At 42.1% G+C, this 19,805-nt stretch carries 14 protein-coding genes, 1 tRNA gene and 1 pseudogene; 15 read left to right on the top strand and 1 reads right to left on the bottom strand.

Annotated elements, in window-relative coordinates; genetic code table 11:
• A partial coding sequence (gene cysG, locus L647_RS0108555) for a siroheme synthase CysG (RefSeq protein WP_024610775.1) occupies positions 1–929 on the bottom strand: 929 nt, incomplete at its 3' end.
• Between the two features lie 281 nt (positions 930–1,210).
• On the opposite strand from cysG, the gene deoC reads away from it, so the two are divergent.
• From deoC to tuf, 15 genes and pseudogenes are all read left to right on the top strand, one after another.
• On the top strand, positions 1,211–1,957 hold the full coding sequence (deoC, locus tag L647_RS0108550) for a deoxyribose-phosphate aldolase (RefSeq protein WP_024610774.1): 747 nt from the start codon (positions 1,211–1,213) through the stop codon (positions 1,955–1,957).
• A 10-nt stretch (positions 1,958–1,967) separates the two neighbouring features.
• On the top strand, positions 1,968–2,816 hold the full coding sequence (locus L647_RS0108545; RefSeq protein WP_024610773.1) for an SPFH domain-containing protein: 849 nt from the start codon (positions 1,968–1,970) through the stop codon (positions 2,814–2,816).
• Between the two features lie 106 nt (positions 2,817–2,922).
• Positions 2,923–2,999 (top strand) — tRNA-Trp (locus tag L647_RS0108540).
• Between the two features lie 132 nt (positions 3,000–3,131).
• Positions 3,132–3,509 carry a preprotein translocase subunit SecE gene (gene secE / locus L647_RS0108535; protein ID WP_002958877.1) on the top strand — a complete coding sequence of 126 codons (378 nt, stop codon included), beginning with the start codon at positions 3,132–3,134 and terminating at the stop codon, positions 3,507–3,509.
• 4 nt (positions 3,510–3,513) lie between these two features.
• Positions 3,514–4,071, top strand: a complete 558-nt coding sequence (gene nusG / locus L647_RS0108530) for a transcription termination/antitermination protein NusG (protein WP_024610772.1) — start codon at positions 3,514–3,516, stop codon at positions 4,069–4,071.
• A gap of 212 nt (positions 4,072–4,283) precedes the next feature.
• Entirely contained in the window at positions 4,284–4,712 is a 429-nt protein-coding gene (gene rplK, locus L647_RS0108525) for a 50S ribosomal protein L11 (protein WP_024610771.1), read from the top strand.
• 3 nt (positions 4,713–4,715) lie between these two features.
• On the top strand, positions 4,716–5,420 hold the full coding sequence (gene rplA, locus L647_RS0108520) for a 50S ribosomal protein L1 (RefSeq protein WP_024610770.1): 705 nt from the start codon (positions 4,716–4,718) through the stop codon (positions 5,418–5,420).
• Between the two features lie 323 nt (positions 5,421–5,743).
• The gene (gene rplJ, locus L647_RS0108515) at positions 5,744–6,238 is read left to right on the top strand and encodes a 50S ribosomal protein L10 (RefSeq protein ID WP_024610769.1); all 495 of its coding nucleotides are present in this window, start codon (positions 5,744–5,746) and stop codon (positions 6,236–6,238) included.
• Between the two features lie 74 nt (positions 6,239–6,312).
• Positions 6,313–6,675: a 50S ribosomal protein L7/L12 gene (rplL, locus tag L647_RS0108510; RefSeq protein ID WP_002958882.1), complete on the top strand. Its 363-nt coding sequence runs from the start codon at positions 6,313–6,315 to the stop codon at positions 6,673–6,675.
• A 273-nt stretch (positions 6,676–6,948) separates the two neighbouring features.
• On the top strand, positions 6,949–10,974 hold the full coding sequence (rpoB, locus tag L647_RS0108505) for a DNA-directed RNA polymerase subunit beta (protein WP_024610768.1): 4,026 nt from the start codon (positions 6,949–6,951) through the stop codon (positions 10,972–10,974).
• Positions 10,975–11,078: 104 nt separating this feature from the next.
• Positions 11,079–15,256 (top strand): annotated as a pseudogene (gene rpoC, locus L647_RS01000000123905) (DNA-directed RNA polymerase subunit beta').
• A gap of 194 nt (positions 15,257–15,450) precedes the next feature.
• Positions 15,451–15,825 (top strand): 30S ribosomal protein S12, encoded by a 375-nt coding sequence (gene rpsL / locus L647_RS0108495; protein WP_008165517.1) that lies wholly within the window; start codon positions 15,451–15,453, stop codon positions 15,823–15,825.
• A gap of 96 nt (positions 15,826–15,921) precedes the next feature.
• Positions 15,922–16,392, top strand: a complete 471-nt coding sequence (gene rpsG / locus L647_RS0108490) for a 30S ribosomal protein S7 (RefSeq protein WP_010392135.1) — start codon at positions 15,922–15,924, stop codon at positions 16,390–16,392.
• Positions 16,393–16,419: 27 nt separating this feature from the next.
• On the top strand, positions 16,420–18,534 hold the full coding sequence (gene fusA / locus L647_RS0108485; RefSeq protein WP_024610767.1) for an elongation factor G: 2,115 nt from the start codon (positions 16,420–16,422) through the stop codon (positions 18,532–18,534).
• A gap of 62 nt (positions 18,535–18,596) precedes the next feature.
• Positions 18,597–19,781, top strand: a complete 1,185-nt coding sequence (gene tuf / locus L647_RS0108480) for an elongation factor Tu (protein ID WP_024589451.1) — start codon at positions 18,597–18,599, stop codon at positions 19,779–19,781.
• The last annotated feature ends 24 nt before the right edge of the window (positions 19,782–19,805 follow it).

Genomic DNA, 19,805 nt, shown 5'->3' with positions numbered 1-19,805 from the left:
CCGCCACGACCATAAATAAATGGATCGCCGCCTTTAATTCGACATACTTTTTTACCTTGTTTAGCAAGGTCTACCAGCATTTGGTTGGTGTCGTCTTGAACAACGCTATGATCGCCCAAACGTTTGCCTACACAAATAAGGTCAGCATCTCGGCGTACTAATTCCATTATTTCGTCAGACACTAAAAAGTCATAAACGACTACGTCGGCTTGCTGCATAAGTTGCAGTGCTTTAAGTGTTAAAAGCTCTGGATCGCCAGGGCCTGCACCTACTACATACACTTCGCCTTCGGGTTCTGCTTTAGCATCTAGCATTTGCTCAAGTTGTTGCTCTGCGGCTTTTGTATCGCCTGTTTGTACTTTACTTACAACGGATGAGTCGAAAACGCCTTCCCAAAATTGACGACGGTCTGAAAAATGTTTAAAGCGTTGTTTTACTTTATTTCTAAACCCGCCAACTAACGTAGCAAGTGGACCTATATGTTGTGGAATAAGGGTTTCAAGTTTTTCACGTAAGCGGCGTGCCAGTACCGGCGCGGTGCCTGCGCTCGATATAGCAATAGTAATTGGGTCGCGGTCAACAATTGAAGGGAATATAAACGTACATTTAGGTTGATCATCAACCACGTTTACAAACACATTACGCGCGTTGGCAAGTTCAAACACATTGTTGTTTACCTCATCGCGGTCAGTTGCGGCAATAACCAGCATTTTACCGTCGAGATGTGATTCATCGAAGTAGGCATCAATAAGTGTGACTTCATTATTGTGTGCGTGTTCTTTTAGTTCATCACAAAACCAAGGTGCGACTAAAGTTACGTTTGCACGGGCTTTTAAAAACGCGCGACATTTGCGTAATGCGACCTCTCCACCGCCAACAACCAATACTGGTTTGTTGTCGAGTTTGGTAAAGATAGGTAAATACTGCACGTTTATAACACCCCTAAACAAATTCAAATAAAAAAACACGTTAACCTAGTAAGCAGAATATAGTGGCTATCAATAAGTAAAAAATAATTAAAACCAAGTTAATATAACCAAAGGTTATAACTGCTGCTATTTTTAGACCTAAGGCTTATTTAATAAGGCTTTACACATAATTGCAAGTGAATAGTAAGCTTATAGTGTTTGGTTATGAGCTATAGCGAGTTTATTTTAATTTGTTAATATGGGGCTATGTAACTTTGCACATAGTAAATGATGGAGTTTAAATGTCTGAACAACAAAAAAATGCGGTTTTAACGGTCACGTTAATGGATTTAACCAGTTTAAATGACGACGATAGCAAAGCAACTATTGAGGCTTTAGTTAACAGCATTGATCCAGTATTGGGCACTCCTGCTGCTGTATGTGTTTATAGTGGTTTTGTTGATGACGCTAAAATTGCATTAGCGGCACGAGAACTAAGCCATGTAAAAGTTGCCACGGTTACTAATTTCCCGTTAGGGGATGCTCCTTTAAGTGATGTAATTAACGAAACGCTTATAGCAATAGAGCGTGGTGCTGATGAAATAGACTTAGTAATTCCATATAAAGCATTAATTGCTGGCGATGAGCGCATGGTGCTTGAATATGTTAACGAGAGTAAAAAGGCATGTGGTACACGTGCACGGCTTAAGGTAATTATAGAAAGTGGCGAGCTAAAAACACAAACACTAATAGCGCAAGCAACTGCCTTGGCAATTAAAGGTGGTGCTGACTTTGTTAAAACCAGTACGGGTAAAGTTGCTATTAATGCGACCCTTGAGTCGACAAAAATAATGCTAAATACAATAAAACAATCAGGTAAGTTAATTGGTTTTAAAGCAGCGGGAGGGGTTAAAACAGTTGCTGATGCAACAGACTATCTAGCACTTACGCGTTCAATAATGGGCAATGATTACTTACACGCTGATACCTTTAGATTTGGTGCATCAAGCTTATTAAGTGACGTATATAAAACACTAAAGAGCAAATAGAGAACGAATAATGAGAATGAGAAATTCAGGAACACAAACACTGTTTAATAATTTATTTAAAGGTGTTTTAGTAATTGCTGTGGTTGGCTTTAGCTTAACGGCATGCACTAACCCAAGTACTCCTGCGGGAGAGGAAGGCTATGTATTCGAAAAGCCGCGTGTATTTGGTGAAGGTGGTTATCAAGGAACAATGAAAGGTCCGTCTAATTATGGCATGTCACTATTGCGCAATGAAGTGGTGAACATAGATATGCGACCTAATACATATACAGAAACATTTAGAATTCTTGCTAATGATGATTTAAATATTAAATTTGATTTTCATGCAGTGATTGCGATTGAAAGTGGGTCGGTTAGAACTGTTGTGGAAGAATATGGCGCCGAAAATTGGTATAAGCGTTTTGTACGTGAAACATTTAGAACATATGTGCGCGATACAGTACAAAAATACGATAGTGGCGAGCTTAAAACAAATCGTGAGAAAATAGCAAAAGAAGTGACTCTGCGCCTGCAAGGTTATTTATCGACCACTCCATTTAAGCTAGCAAATGTTGTCGTTGGTAACATTAATTACCCCGATATTGTTGCTAATGCAGTTGAGAAAAAACTAGCCGCTCAGCAGTTATTGGCAGAAAAAGAAACACAAAAAGAAATAGCCCGAAAAGACGCTGAAATTAGGGTAGAAGAAGCTAAAGGTATTGCTCAAGCGCAAAAAATAATTAATGCAACGCTAACTGCTAATTATATTCAACATGAAGCGATTAATGCACAAATAAAAATGGCATCGTCACCTAATCATACAACAGTGTATATTCCGGTTGGAAACAACGGCGTGCCAATTGTTAAAGGGGCCAATTAAGGCTTTTTAATATCAAGCTCTTAATTGTTTACAGAGATTTTGCATTACGGGTACCTTTTAGGCTTGTGTTAATGGCTTGCGTAAGTATAATAGGCATCCACTTTGCAGGGGCGTAGTTCCAATTGGTAGAACAGCGGTCTCCAAAACCGATGGTTGGGAGTTCGAGTCTCTCCGCCCCTGCCAGTTTTACTTAGAATTTGAGTAGTCTGAGATTAAAAACCGGTTTAAATTAAGTCTGTTTTTAAGTTTAGATTTTAATGGATTAACCCTGCCGTAGTGTAGGGTTGTTGTGTCTGTAGTTAAGGTAATAATATTATGAGCACGAATGTAGAAACACCATCAAGTGCGATGGAGTCAGTAAAGTGGTTAGTAGCAATCGCGCTACTTGCAGGCGCAGTTGTTGGTAATCATATGTATGCAGATCAATCTGTATTGCTACGTGCTATCGGCGTTGTTGTTGCAATAGCGGCTGGATTAGCAATTGCCTCGCAAACCTTTAAGGGACGTAACTTTCTTGCTTTTGCTAAAGAAGCTCGAATTGAAGTACGCAAAGTTATTTGGCCAACGCGTCAAGAAACTACCCACACGACATTAATTGTAATGGTTGCAACGGTGATTATGGCACTTATCCTTTGGGGATTAGATGGCATTTTATTCCGCGCTGTTGGCTTTTTAACTGGATTGGAGATCTGATCCCATGTCGGATGAGAATAACGAAATTAAATTACGTTGGTATGTAGTACAAGCTTTTTCTGGTTACGAAAAGCGTGTAGCACAAACATTAGTCGAACATATCAAAATCGAAGGTCTTGAAGCGAGCTTTGGTGAGATACTAGTACCAACTGAAGAAGTTGTTGAGATGCGCGCTGGTCAAAAGCGTAAATCTGAGCGTAAATTCTTCCCAGGTTATGTATTAGTACAAATGGATATGAACGATAAGAGCTGGCACTTAGTGAACAGCACTGAACGCGTAATGGGCTTTATTGGTGGTACGTCTGATCGTCCTGCTCCAATTAGCCCTAAAGAAGCAGAACGTATTCTTAACCGTCTACAAGAAAATGCTGAAGCGCCTAAACCTGCTACATTGTTTGAACCAGGTGAAGTTGTACGTGTTACAGATGGACCATTTGCAGACTTTAGTGGTGTAGTTGAAGAAGTTGACTACGAAAAGAGCCGCGTAAAAGTATCTGTACTTATTTTTGGTCGTTCTACACCAGTTGAACTTGAATTTGGTCAAGTTGAGCAAGATAAGTAATTGATTAAAAAAGCTTCGCTAATATTTTAGTAAATATTGGCATGAAGCTTGAAAAAGGCCGTTGATTATCTTATAATCAACGGCCTTTTTGTATTAAGGTAAATTTATTTTTACTTTACAAAAAGTACGAAACCAATTTTTAAACTGGGAAGCCGCTAGAGTACGCGTCCTCGCGCGCACAAGGCTAAGACCCACCTAATGAGGTATTTATAATGGCTAAAAAAGTTGAAGCTCTAATAAAGCTACAAGTTGCCGCTGGTATGGCTAATCCTAGTCCTCCAGTTGGTCCAGCACTAGGACAACACGGTGTAAACATCATGGAATTCTGTAAAGCGTTTAACGCACGTACAGAATCTATCGAAAAAGGCGCTCCAGTTCCTGTAGTGATCTCTGTTTACGGCGACCGTTCTTTTACGTTCGATATGAAAACACCACCTGCAGCTTACTTACTTAAGAAAGCAGCTGGTATCAAATCAGGCTCAGGCCGTCCTAACACTGATAAAGTAGGCACAGTAACTCGTGCTCAACTTGAAGAGATTGTTGAGACAAAACGAGCTGACCTTACAGCGGCTGATATGGACGCTGCGGTTCGCACTATCGCAGGTTCTGCGCGTGCGATGGGCTTGAACGTAGAGGACTAAGAAATGGCTAAATTAACTAAACGTATGCGTACTATCCGCGAAAAAGTGGAAGTAACAAAAGATTACGAGATCAATGAAGCAATTGCTCTTTTAAAAGAGTTAGCGACAGCTAAATTCGTAGAAAGTGTTGACGTTGCTGTTAACCTTGGTATCGATGCTCGTAAATCTGATCAAAACGTTCGTGGTGCTACTGTACTACCTAACGGTACTGGTCGTGACGTTCGTGTTGCTGTATTCACTCAAGGCGCTAATGCAGAAGCTGCAAAAGAAGCCGGTGCTGAATTAGTAGGCATGGAAGATCTTGCTGAGCTAGTTAAAAAAGGCGAGATGAATTTTGACGTTGTTGTTGCATCACCAGACGCTATGCGTGTTGTTGGTCAACTAGGTCAAATCTTAGGTCCACGTGGTCTAATGCCAAACCCTAAAACTGGTACTGTAACGCCTAACGTTGCAGAAGCAGTTAAAAATGCTAAAGCTGGTCAAGTACGTTACCGTAATGACAAGAATGGCATCATCCATACTACTATTGGTAAGGTTGATTTCACAGCTGAGCAGCTTCAACAAAATCTTGAGTCACTAATTGTTGCACTTAAGAAGGCTAAGCCTTCTCAAGCTAAAGGTATTTACTTGAAGAAAGTAACTATCTCTACAACAATGGGCGCAGGTGTTTCTGTTGACCAAGGCACTTTAAGCACAACTGTAGCTTAATTTAGTGTTTACATGGCGTGAAATTTGTACTATAATTTCGCGCCATTTTGTTGATTAATTTATTAATTGGCAAAGTAAAGAATTCGGGTTGAAGTCTATAATTTCGTTGCACCTTAGGGTAAAACGATAAATTAGGCTTCCGTCCAAGACCGTAGGTGGCTTCGGCCTTAATATTCACCTACGTAGACGGTGTAGACCCCAGATAGATTTTTCCTAATCCTTCTGGCTCTCGCCGTAAAAAGCATCTCTACCTTGTTTGGTAGGGAAGAGTAGAACCGGGGAAACCGATAATCGGTACCCCCATTAAACCAGGAGTAACACCCATGGCTTTAAATCTTCAAGGCAAAAAAGCAATAGTTGCTGAAGTCAACGAAGCAGCCAATGGTGCTCTATCTGCAGTTGTTGCAGATTCTCGTGGTGTAACAGTTGGCGCAATTACTGCCCTTCGTAAAGAAGCTCGTGCAAATGGTGTTTGGATGAAAGTTGTCCGTAACACTCTAGCAAAACGTGCTCTTGAAGGAACAGATTTTGAGTGTCTTTCTGATTCATTTGTTGGTCCAAGCTTAATCGCTTTCTCATCAGAGCATCCAGGTGCTGCTGCGCGTATCTTTTCAGATTTCGCGAAAAAGAATGAGAAATTCGAGCTTAAAACGGCCGCTTTTGAAGGAAATGTTGTTGATGCAGCAATGCTTGCTACATTACCTACATACGATGAAGCTGTTGCACGCTTAATGAGTGCTATGAAAGAAGCGTCTGCTGGCAAATTGTGTAAAACAATTGAAGCAGTACGTCTACAGAAAGAAGAGCAAGCTGCTTAATTTTAAGCTGTTTAATCACTTTCGGTGTAAAATTTATTTGGACTTAAAGTCCGTTAATTATTAGGAAATTTGTAATGTCTGTATCTAAAGACCAAATCCTTGACGCAATTGCTGAAATGTCAGTAATGGACGTTGTTGCTCTTATTGAAGCAATGGAAGAAAAATTCGGCGTAACAGCTGCAGCTGCAATGGTAGCTGGTCCAGCTGCTGAAGCTGCTGAAGAGAAAACAGAATTTGACGTAATCCTTACTGGCGCTGGCGCTAACAAGGTTTCTGCAATCAAAGCTGTTCGTAGCGCAACTGGCCTTGGCCTTAAAGAAGCGAAAGCTCTTGTTGAAGCTGCTCCTACACCTGTTAAAGAAGGTGTATCTAAAGAAGAAGCTGAAGCACTTGCAAAAGATCTTACTGAAGCTGGTGCTGAAGTTGAGGTTAAGTAATTTAGCTTTTGCTAAGTTCGCTGCCTGAGAAATCAGGCAAGGGCTGGTGATTATTTAATCACCGGCCTTTTTGCGCTATAGAGTGATCCACTCTTTTAGCGCAAATAAAATCTGATTTTTTTCTTTACTTTCAACGCTTTATAGTTTGCTAGTGTTAAAGTGAGAGCTAAATTAGAGCAACAATTGAATGTTGTAAAATCTTGGCATAGCTGCCAGTTAAGTCTGTTCTTACAAGAACAGGTCGGGTCAAAGATCAGCAAGCTGAGGAACCCCATGGCTTACTCTTATTCTGAAAAGAAACGTATCCGTAAGGATTTTGGTAAACGTCCACAAGTTTTAGATATACCTTTTTTACTGTCTACACAGTTAGAATCGTTTAAAAAATTCTTAGTGCCGGACGCTGATGGCGATCATGGTTTGGAAGCTGCCTTCCGTTCTGTGTTCCCAATTAAAAGCTACTCGGGAAATTCTGAGCTTCAATACGTAAGTTACCGTATTGGCGAGCCAGTTTTCGATGTAAAAGAATGTCAAATTCGCGGTGTGACTTATTCTGCTCCACTTCGCGTGAAACTTCGCCTTATCGTTATGGACAAAGAAGCTCCAGGCACAGTTAAAGACATTAAAGAGCAAGAAGTTTACATGGGCGAAATTCCGCTCATGACAGATACCGGTACCTTTGTTATCAATGGTACAGAGCGTGTTATCGTTTCTCAGCTACACCGTAGCCCTGGTGTATTCTTTGATAACGACCGCGGTAAAACTCATTCATCAGGTAAAGTATTATATAACGCACGCGTTATTCCTTACCGTGGTTCATGGTTAGACTTCGAATTTGATGCAAAAGATAACTTATATGTACGTATTGACCGTCGTCGTAAATTACCGGCGTCTATCATCCTACGTGCACTTGAGTACTCTAGTGAACAAATCCTAGAAATCTTCTTCGATAATACTACGTTTGAAGTAGCGGACGGTAAAGTTCTTATGGAACTTGTGCCTTCACGTTTACGTGGTGAAACTGCCGCTTTTGATATCAAGAGCGAAGACGGTGAAGTATTTGTTGAAAGCGGTCGTCGTGTTACGGCTCGCCACATCAAGAGCATCGAGAAGAAAGGCATTAACCGATTAGAAGTACCACATGAGTATGTTATTGGCCGTGTTATAGCTAAAAACTACGTTGACGAGTCAACGGGTGAAGTTATTGCTAACGCGAATGACGAATTAACTCTTGAGCTAATGGCTGAATTGGTTAAAGCAGGTCACACTAAAATTGATACGTTATATATCAATGAAGTGGACAGCGGTGCTTACATGTCAAATACATTGAACATTGACTCTTCAAGCAGCCGTTTAGAAGCACTAGTAGAAATTTACCGCATGATGCGCCCAGGCGAGCCACCGACGAAAGACGCGGCTGAAGCCTTATTCCAGAACTTGTTCTTCTCTGAAGAACGTTATGACTTATCTACTGTAGGTCGTATGAAGTTCAATAGCCGTGTTGGTTACGATACAGACACAGGCCCAGGCACATTAAGCAAAGAAGACATCGTGTCTGTTATGAAAGTATTAATTGCTATTCGTAACGGTCAAGGCGATGTTGATGATATCGATCACTTAGGCAACCGTCGTATACGTAGTGTTGGCGAAATGGCTGAGAACCAATTCCGTGTTGGTCTAGTACGTGTAGAACGTGCTGTACGTGAGCGTTTAAGCTTAGGTGACCTTGACGCAATAATGCCACAAGATCTTATTAACGCTAAGCCTATATCGGCAGCTGTTAAAGAGTTTTTCGGCTCGTCTCAGTTATCACAGTTTATGGACCAAAATAACCCGCTATCAGAAGTTACGCATAAACGTCGTATCTCTGCATTAGGTCCGGGCGGTCTAACTCGTGAACGCGCAGGCTTTGAAGTACGTGACGTTCACGTAACTCACTATGGTCGCGTATGTCCAATCGAGACTCCTGAGGGTCCAAACATCGGTCTAATTAACTCGTTGTCTACGTACGCACGTACAAATGACTACGGTTTCTTAGAAACACCTTACCGCAAAGTGGTAGACGGTGTTGTAACTGATGAAGTTGATTATTTATCAGCCATTGAAGAAGGTCAGTTTGTTATCGCACAGGCGAATTCAAACTTAACTGAAACCAATGAGTTTGTTGATGAACTTATTCCATGTCGTCACAAAGGTGAATCTACCTTTATGGGTCGTATGGATCAGCAATATATGGATGTATCACCACAACAGGTGATCTCTGTAGCGGCAGCACTTATCCCGTTCTTAGAACACGATGATGCTAACCGTGCATTGATGGGTTCAAACATGCAACGTCAAGCAGTACCAACATTGAAAGCGGACAAACCGTTAGTAGGTACTGGTATTGAGTTAACACTAGCGAAAGATTCTGGTGTAACTATCGTTGCTAAACGTGGTGGTGAAGTAATGTATGCTGACGCAAGTCGCATCGTTGTTAATGTACATGAAGAAGAACGCATTCCTGGTGAAGCGGGCATCGACATCTACAACTTAACCAAATACACACGTTCTAACCAAAATACATGTATTAACCAAAAACCAACTTGTATGGTTGGCGAACCGGTTACTCGTGGTGACGTGTTAGCAGATGGTCCTTCGACTGACTTAGGTGATTTAGCCCTTGGTCAAAACCTTCGCGTGGCATTCATGCCATGGAACGGTTACAACTTCGAAGATTCAATCTTGCTATCAGAGCGCGTAGTTGAAGAAGATCGTCTAACGACTATCCATATTCAAGAGCTACAGTGTGTTGCCCGTGATACTAAATTAGGTCCAGAAGAGATTACTGCAGATATCCCGAATGTGGGTGAGTCTGCGCTAGGCAAGCTTGATGAATCAGGTGTTGTTTATATTGGTGCTGAAGTTAAGAGCGGCGATATTCTAGTAGGTAAAGTAACTCCTAAAGGCGAAACACAGTTAACACCTGAAGAGAAGCTTCTGCGAGCTATCTTCGGCGAAAAAGCGTCTGATGTTAAAGACAGCTCTTTACGTGTACCAAACTCTGTAACTGGTACTGTAATTGACGTACAAGTTTTCACCCGTGATGGTGTTGAAAAAGACAAACGTGCGTTAGAAGTTGAAGACATGCAGCTTCGCGAAGCGAAGAAAGACTTCAATGAAGAGTTCCGTATTTTAGAAGCTGGCGTTTTAGGACGTGCTCGCAAGTTACTTGTTGATGCAGGCTTCGAAGAAGACAAATTAACATCGCTGAATGCTGAGAAACTACTTACTCAAAGCCTTGCTGAAGAAGATAAGCAAGCTGAACTTGAGCAATTAGCTGCACAGTACGATGAGCTTAAAGCTGAATACGATAAAAAGTTTGAAAACAAACGTCGTAAAATTACCCAAGGTGATGACTTAGCACCAGGCGTACTTAAGATTGTTAAAGTATACCTAGCTGTTAGACGTCGTATCCAACCGGGTGACAAAATGGCGGGTCGTCATGGTAACAAAGGTGTTATCTCGACTATCGTACCAGTAGAAGATATGCCTTACGATGACAAAGGTCGTACGGTAGATATCGTATTGAATCCACTAGGTGTACCATCGCGTATGAACATCGGTCAGATCCTTGAAACACATATGGGTCTAGCTGCACGTGGTATCGGTGAACGCATTGAAGAAATGATGAAAGAGCAACGTGAGCTTCATGAGCTACGTGACTTCATCAAGCAAGCATACGAAATTGGTGAATCTCGCCAAGTTGTAGACATTGCTAGCTTCACAGATGACGAAATTCGTCGTTTGGCTGAAAACTTAAAAGGTGGTTTACCAATAGCTACTCCTGCATTTGATGGCGCGAAAGAAAGCGAAATTAAAGACATGCTTGAGCTTGCGGGCTACCCACGTAGTGGTCAGGTTACACTTTATGATGGCCGTACTGGTGATCAGTTTGAACGTCAAGTAACTGTTGGTTACATGTACATGCTTAAATTGAATCACTTAGTTGATGATAAAATGCATGCACGTTCTACTGGTTCTTACAGCCTTGTTACTCAGCAGCCGCTGGGTGGTAAAGCACAGTTCGGTGGCCAGCGTTTTGGTGAGATGGAAGTATGGGCACTTGAAGCTTACGGTGCTGCTTACACTCTACAAGAAATGCTAACAGTGAAATCGGATGACGTGAACGGTCGTACTAAGATGTATAAAAACATCGTTGATGGTAACCATAAAATGGAACCAGGTATGCCAGAATCGTTCAACGTATTGTTGAAAGAGATCCGCTCACTGGGTATCAACATCGAGTTGGAAGAAAATTAAGCCAATTAGATGCTGCAGTTAACGCTGCAGCATCTGTTACGGCCGAATAGAATGTAGGGACGAGAATACCCGTCCTCAAGATTAACTCCGACAGGAGAGCTAAGGTGAAAGACTTACTTAAGTTTCTGAAGCAACAAAATAAGACCGAAGAATTCGATGCAATTCGCATTGGTCTTGCTTCACCAGACATGGTTCGTTCATGGTCATACGGTGAAGTAAAGAAACCTGAGACTATTAACTACCGTACTTTCAAGCCTGAGCGTGATGGCTTATTCTGTGCCCGTATTTTCGGTCCAGTGAAAGATTATGAATGCTTATGTGGTAAATATAAGCGTCTTAAACACCGTGGTGTGATCTGTGAAAAGTGTGGCGTTGAAGTAACACTCACTAAAGTGCGACGCGATCGTATGGGTCATATTGACCTTGCGAGCCCAGTTGCACACATATGGTTTTTAAAATCATTACCGTCACGTATCGGCTTAATGCTAGATATGACGCTTCGTGATATTGAACGTGTTCTTTACTTCGAATCATTCGTAGTAACTGAGCCGGGTATGACAACGCTTGAGCGTGGTCAATTACTTGGTGAAGAAGAATACCTAGATGCACTAGAAGAACATGGTGATGAGTTTGAAGCTAAGATGGGTGCTGAAGCAGTTTTAGACTTGCTTCGTGAACTCGATCTTGCTCAATTAATTGCTGAAATGCGTGAAGAGTTACCAACAATTAACTCTGAAACTAAGCGTAAAAAAATCACTAAACGTCTTAAGTTAATGGAATCGTTCCACCAATCAGGTAATAACCCTGAGTGGATGATCATGACAGTACTTCCAGTATTGCCACCTGATCTACGCCCATTAGTACCTCTAGACGGTGGTCGTTTTGCGACATCTGATCTAAATGACCTTTACCGTCGTGTTATTAACCGTAATAACCGTCTTAAGCGTCTACTAGATTTAGCAGCACCAGACATTATTGTACGCAACGAAAAACGTATGTTACAAGAAGCGGTAGATGCGCTACTTGATAACGGTCGTCGTGGTCGTGCAATTACAGGTTCTAACAAACGTCCTCTTAAATCTCTTGCTGATATGATCAAGGGTAAGCAAGGTCGTTTCCGTCAGAACTTACTTGGTAAGCGTGTAGATTATTCAGGCCGTTCTGTAATCACAGTTGGTCCTACACTTAAGCTTCACCAATGTGGTCTTCCTAAGAAGATGGCACTAGAGCTATTCAAACCATTCATCTATGGCAAACTAGAACGTCGCGGCATGGCTACGACAATCAAAGCTGCTAAGAAGATGGTTGAACGTGAAGTTCCGGAAGTATGGGATGTACTTGACGAAGTAATTCGTGAACATCCAGTATTACTTAACCGTGCACCAACACTTCACCGTTTGGGTATCCAAGCGTTTGAGCCTGTGCTTATCGAAGGTAAAGCGATTCATTTGCATCCATTAGTATGTGCGGCGTACAACGCCGATTTCGATGGTGACCAAATGGCGGTACACGTACCGTTAACAATCGAAGCGCAGCTTGAAGCTCGTGCATTGATGATGTCAACAAACAACATTCTATCTCCTGCGAATGGTGAGCCAATCATCGTTCCTTCACAGGATGTTGTATTGGGTCTTTATTACATGACTCGTGACCGCATTAACGCTAAAGGCGAAGGCGCGATATTTAAAGATCCAAAAGAAGCAGAAAAAGCATACCGTAGTGGTAATGCAGACCTTCACGCAATTGTGAAAGTACGTATTAGCCAATCAGTTAAAAACGAAGACGGCGTAGTAGAAGATACTATTACTGTTATCGATACAACTGTTGGTCGTGCGATTCTGTCTCTAATTTTACCTAAAGGCATGCCGTTTGCGTCAATCAACCAGCCGCTAGGTAAAAAGCAGATTTCTGGCTTATTGAATGAGTGTTACCGTCGTCTAGGTCTTAAAGATACAGTTATCTTTGCTGACCAAGTTATGTACACCGGTTTCCATTATGCAATGAAGTCAGGTGTTTCTATCGGTATTGATGACTTAGTTATCCCACCGGTTAAAGCACAGATAATTGAATCAGCTGAAGCTGAAGTTACTGAAATCAACCAACAATTCCAATCAGGTCTTGTAACGGCTGGTGAAAAGTACAACAAAGTTATCGATATCTGGTCACGTGTAAACGAAAACTTATCACGTGAGATGATGTCTAACTTGTCGAAAGACACAGTTATCAATGCACAAGGTGAAGAAGTAGAGCAACCGTCATTTAACTCAGTGTTTATGATGGCCGACTCAGGTGCTCGTGGTAGTGCTGCACAGATTCGTCAGTTGGCGGGTATGCGTGGTCTAATGGCACGTCCAGATGGTTCAATCATCGAGACGCCAATCACAGCTAACTTCCGTGAAGGTCTAAACGTACTTCAGTACTTCATCTCAACGCATGGTGCGCGTAAAGGTCTTGCCGATACAGCACTTAAAACAGCTAACTCGGGTTACCTAACGCGTCGTCTAGTAGACGTTGCACAAGATTTGGTAATCAATGAAGATGACTGTGGCACAGAAGATGGCTTAACAATGAAACCGCTTATTGAAGGTGGTGATGTTGTAGAAGCACTTCGTGAACGTGTTCTAGGTCGTGTTGTTGCTGAAGATATTGTGATTCCAGGTACTAATACAGTACTAGTTGAACGTAATATCATGCTTGACGAAAAACTGTGTGACCTTTTAGAAGAGCATTCAGTAGATGAAGTTCGCGTACGTTCTGTTATCACTTGTGATAATGACTTTGGTGTTTGTGCTAACTGTTATGGTCGTGACCTAGCACGTGGTCATATCATCAACGCGGGTGAATCAGTTGGTGTTATAGCAGCACAGTCAATCGGTGAGCCAGGTACACAGTTAACAATGCGTACTTTCCACATCGGTGGTGCGGCATCTAGAGCGTCTGCAGAAAATAATGTACAAGTTAAAACTAACGGTACATTAAAACTTCATAACTCTAAGTATGTACTTAACACAGACGATAAGATTGTTATTACCTCTCGTTCAACGGAAATTACTATCATTGATAGTTATGGTCGTGAGAAAGAGCGCTATAAAGTGCCTTACGGTGCAGTATTAACAGTTAAAGACAATACGGAAGTTCAAGGTAACGACATCGTTGCTACTTGGGACCCGCATAGTCACCCAATTGTTCTTGAGCATAAATCAAAAGTATCGTTTAGCGATATCGATGATTCAAATACAGAAGCACAGACTGATGAACTAACCGGTTTAACCCGTGTAGTTGTAAAAGACCTTGCTAAAGTAAATACGAAAGAACCAAAGCTTATCATCGAAAGTGAAGAGCGCGGTCTGCAAGAAACACGTCTACCTTCATATACTACAATTGAAGTGATTGACGGCGTTACAGCAAACCCTGGTGACGTGCTTGCACGTATACCACAAGAAGGTTCGAAAACTCGTGATATCACGGGTGGTCTACCACGCGTAGCCGACTTATTTGAAGCTCGTAAGCCAAAAGATCCAGCTATCTTAGCTGAAATCACAGGTACAATTAGCTTCGGTAAAGAGACTAAAGGTAAGAAGCGTTTAGTTATTACTCCACCAGAAGGTGATCATTACGAAGAGATGATCCACAAGTGGCGTCAACTTAACGTGTTTGAAGGTGAGCAAGTGTCTAAAGGTGAAGTTATCGCCGATGGTCCTGAATCACCGCATGACATCTTACGCCTACGTGGTGTGACTCATGTTGCTAACTACATCGTTAACGAAGTGCAAGAGGTTTACCGTTTGCAAGGCGTTAAGATCAATGACAAGCACATTGAAACAATTATCCGTCAAATGTTACGTAAATGTACCATTATGCACGGCGGTGATACTGACTTCTTAGCCGGTGAACAAATCGAAGTGGCGCGCGTTAATATCGCAAACCGTGACCTTGAAAAACAAGGTAAGATACCAGCTAAGTTTGAAATCCAGTTAATGGGTATCACAAAAGCATCACTAGCAACAGAATCTTTCATCTCTGCAGCGTCTTTCCAAGAGACAACACGTGTTCTTACAGATGCGGCAGTGAATGGTAAGAGCGATGAACTTCGCGGTCTTAAAGAAAACGTAATTGTGGGTCGTTTGATCCCAGCCGGTACCGGTTTTGCGNGTATCATCAAGAACGTATGGCTCGCCGTAAACAAAGCAAAGTAGTAGTAGAAGAGCAAACTGTAAGTGCAGAAGAGGCAACTCAAGCACTAACTGACGCTCTAAATGCTGATTTGTCTGGAAATCAATAAACTGTTCTTAATCAATAGATTAAGTGATAGTAAGGCAGATATCTTCTGTCTTACTATTAGTTTAGGTTGACAGGTTAAACTTTGCTCATTAAAATTCCGCCACCCATTTACTTGTGTGCTTAATGCAGGCTCGTAAATAAAGGGCGGATTTTTTATTTTTTTCAGTAGTAATTTTAATTTCAGGAGCTATTTAAATGGCAACTATTAACCAGCTAGTGCGTAAGCCACGCCGTAGCAAGGTTACGAAAAGTAACTCAGCTGCACTAAAAGCGTGTCCGCAAAAGCGCGGTGTATGTACTCGCGTATATACAACTACACCTAAGAAACCTAACTCGGCGTTACGTAAAGTAGCTCGTGTACGTTTAACTAACGGTTTCGAAGTAACTTCATACATTGGTGGTGAAGGTCATAACCTTCAAGAGCATAGTGTAATCCTAATCCGTGGTGGTCGTGTTAAAGATTTACCAGGTGTGCGTTTTCACACTGTTCGTGGTGCACTTGACTGTGCAGGCGTTAGCGACCGTCGTCAAGCTCGTTCTAAATACGGTACTAAACGCCCTAAAGGCTAATGTTTTCCGTTAGTAAGGCCAAGCACTAAATATTTATAATTATTGTTTTGGGTGATTGACTCGAAAGAGCAAACCTGAATAAACCGGAGATACAAAATGCCTAGAAGACGCGTAATCGGTCAACGTAAAATTCTTCCAGATCCTAAGTTCGGATCGGAACTTCTTGCTAAATTCGTTAACATCGTGATGTTAGACGGCAAGAAATCTACTGCTGAAAAAATTGTTTATGGTGCGCTAGACGTGGCTGCTGAGAAATCAGGCAAGTCGCACCTAGAAATCTTTGAAACTGCACTTGATAACATCCGCCCACAGGTAGAAGTTAAATCTCGCCGTGTTGGTGGTTCAACTTATCAAGTACCAGTTGAAGTACGTCCAGTTCGTCGTAACGCATTAGGTATGCGTTGGTTAGTAGACGCTGCACGTAAGCGTGGCGAAAAATCTATGGGCTTACGTTTAGCTCAAGAAATCGTTGACGCTGCTGACAACAAAGGCACTGCGGTTAAGAAACGTGAAGACGTTCACCGTATGGCTGAAGCGAATAAAGCATTCGCTCATTACCGTTGGTAATCTGTCTTTAACCTTTAAGAGGATCATATGGCACGTACAACTCCACTTGAGCGCTATCGTAATATAGGTATTGTTGCTCACGTAGATGCAGGCAAAACCACCACAACAGAACGAGTTCTGTTCTACACGGGTCTTTCTCATAAGATCGGTGAAGTACATGATGGCGCTGCAACTATGGATTGGATGGAGCAGGAACAAGAGCGTGGTATCACAATCACTTCTGCTGCAACAACGTGTTTTTGGAAAGGGATGGACGCTCAATTTGACGCCCATCGTATCAATATTATTGATACTCCAGGACACGTAGATTTCACTATCGAAGTAGAGCGTTCTTTACGCGTACTTGATGGTGCGGTAGTTGTTCTTTGTGCTTCATCTGGTGTACAGCCGCAAACTGAGACAGTTTGGCGTCAAGCGAACAAATACGAAGTTCCGAGAATGATCTTCGTAAATAAAATGGATCGCACGGGCGCTGACTTCTTAGCGGTGGTTAGCCAGGTGAAATCTCGTCTTGGAGCAACGCCTGTTCCAATTCAGTTGCCTGTAGGCGCTGAGGACGACTTTAAAGGTGTTATTGACCTCATAAAAATGAAAATGATTAACTGGAACGAAGCGGACCAGGGTATGACTTTTTCATATGAGGCAATACCGGCAGATCTTCTGGAATTAGCTGAAGAATGGCGCTCTCATTTAGTTGAAAGCGCTGCTGAAGCAACAGATGAACTAATGGATAAATACTTAGAAGGTGAAGAGTTAAGCGAAGCAGAAATCAAAAATGCTTTGCGTCAACGAACATTAGCGAATGAGATTGTTCCAGTTACTTGTGGTAGTGCATTTAAAAACAAAGGTGTTCAAGCTGTGCTTGATTGCGTTGTTGAATATATGCCCTCACCAGAGCAAGTGAAACAAATCCAAGGTATCTTAGAAAATGGTACTGAGGAAGAACGTCCTGCTAATGATAAAGCGCCGTTTGCTGCACTCGCATTTAAGATTGCAACAGACCCGTTTGTTGGCACCTTGACCTTTTTCCGTGTTTACTCTGGTACTGTTAAACAGGGTGACACGGTATATAATCCAGTAAAAAGTAAGCGTGAGCGACTTGGCCGTATCGTACAGATGCATTCAAACTCTCGTGAAGAGATCAAAGAAGTTTTCGCAGGCGACATCGCGGCAGCTATTGGTCTTAAAGACGTAACAACAGGTGAAACACTGTGTGATCCGAGTTCTATTATTACGCTTGAGCGTATGGAATTCCCTGAACCAGTAATCTCTATTGCGGTTGAGCCTCGCACTATAGCTGACCAAAATAAGATGGGTATTGCGCTAGGTAAACTAGCTGCTGAAGATCCTTCTTTTCGCGTACAAACTGACGAAGAATCAGGCCAGATTATAATCTCTGGTATGGGTGAACTTCACCTTGATATCATCGTCGACCGTATGAAACGTGAATTCAGTGTTGAATGTAACGTTGGTAAGCCGCAGGTCTCATACCGAGAAGCTATTCGTTCAACTGTTAAAGTTGAAGGGAAGTTTATACGTCAGTCAGGTGGTCGTGGTCAATATGGTCACGTTTGGATTAAACTTGAACCGATGGATATTACGGATGATGAGTCACCAATTTACGAGTTCGTTAACGAAACCGTAGGTGGTTCTGTTCCTAAAGAATTCGTCCCTGCGGTAGACAAAGGTATCCAAGAGCAAATGTCTCAAGGTGTACTGGCAGGCTACCCATTACTTGGCGTTAGAGCGACTTTATATGATGGTTCATTCCATGATGTAGATTCGAATGAAATGGCATTTAAAATAGCAGGTTCACTGGCAATGAGAGATGGGGCGCTTAAAGCTAACCCTGTACTTTTAGAGCCAGTAATGAAGGTTGAAGTACTCACTCCTGATTCAAATATGGGTGATGTAGTTGGCGACTTAAACCGTCGCCGCGGCATAATCGAAGGCATGGAAGATGCATTAGGTGGACTTAAGCAAATTAATGCGCAAGTTCCTCTTTCTGAAATGTTTGGTTATGCGACTGCTTTACGATCTGCAACACAAGGCCGTGCCTCATACTCTATGGAGTTTGTGAAGTATGCTGAAGCCTCTAAAAATGTTGCAGATACAATAATTTCAGCTCGCGCTGTTATATAATTTTAGCTTGTCTGGCTCAATAGTGAGTCAGGCTTTAATTTCTTTATTAGGAATTTTTTAAGATGGCAAAAGAAAAGTTTGAACGCGTAAAACCGCACGTAAACGTTGGTACAATCGGCCACGTTGACCACGGTAAAACTACACTAACTGCAGCAATCACTAACGTACTTGCAAAAGTATACGGCGGTGTTGCTAAAGATTTCGCATCAATTGATAACGCTCCTGAAGAGCGCGAACGTGGTATCACTATTTCAACGTCTCACGTTGAATACGATACTCCTTCACGTCACTACGCACACGTAGATTGTCCTGGTCACGCCGATTATGTTAAAAACATGATCACTGGTGCTGCTCAAATGGATGGCGCGATCTTAGTAGTTGCTGCGACAGATGGCCCTATGCCACAAACTCGTGAGCACATCCTTCTTTCTCGTCAAGTTGGCGTTCCTTACATCATCGTGTTCATGAACAAATGTGACATGGTTGATGACGAAGAGCTACTTGAACTAGTAGAAATGGAAGTTCGTGAACTTCTTTCAGAATACGATTTCCCAGGTGATGACTTACCTCTAATCGCTGGTTCTGCGCTTAAAGCGTTAGAAGGCGAGAAAGAGTGGGAAGATAAGATTGTTGAGCTTGCAAACGCACTTGATACTTACATCCCAGAGCCAGAGCGTGACATCGATAAGCCTTTCATCATGCCTATCGAAGACGTTTTCTCAATCCAGGGTCGTGGTACTGTTGTAACTGGTCGTGTTGAAGCTGGTATCATCCGCATCAATGACGAAGTAGAAATTGTTGGTATCAATGATACAACTCGTTCTACTTGTACTGGTGTTGAAATGTTCCGTAAGCTTCTAGACGAAGGTCGTGCTGGCGAAAACATCGGCGCACTTCTACGTGGTACTAAGCGTGAAGACGTTGAACGTGGTCAAGTACTAGCTAAGCCTGGTTCAATCAACCCACATACTACATTCACTTCAGAAGTATACGTACTTTCGAAAGATGAAGGTGGTCGTCATACTCCATTCTTCAAAGGTTACCGTCCACAGTTCTACTTCCGTACAACTGACGTAACTGGTGACGTACAGTTACCAGATGGCGTAGAAATGGTAATGCCTGGTGATAACATCAAGATGACAGTAACTCTAATCGCACCAATCGCGATGGATGAAGGTCTTCGTTTTGCTATCCGTGAAGGTGGTCGTACTGTAGGTGCTGGTGTTGTAGCAACTATCGTAGCGTAATTATTAGCCTAGCTAATTTTTACC

Source organism: Pseudoalteromonas sp. TB64 (assembly GCF_000498095.1).
GTDB lineage: Bacteria > Pseudomonadota > Gammaproteobacteria > Enterobacterales > Alteromonadaceae > Pseudoalteromonas.
The sequence above is the reverse complement of the archived record's forward strand: the minus strand, read 5'-3'. Positions and strand labels throughout refer to the sequence as shown.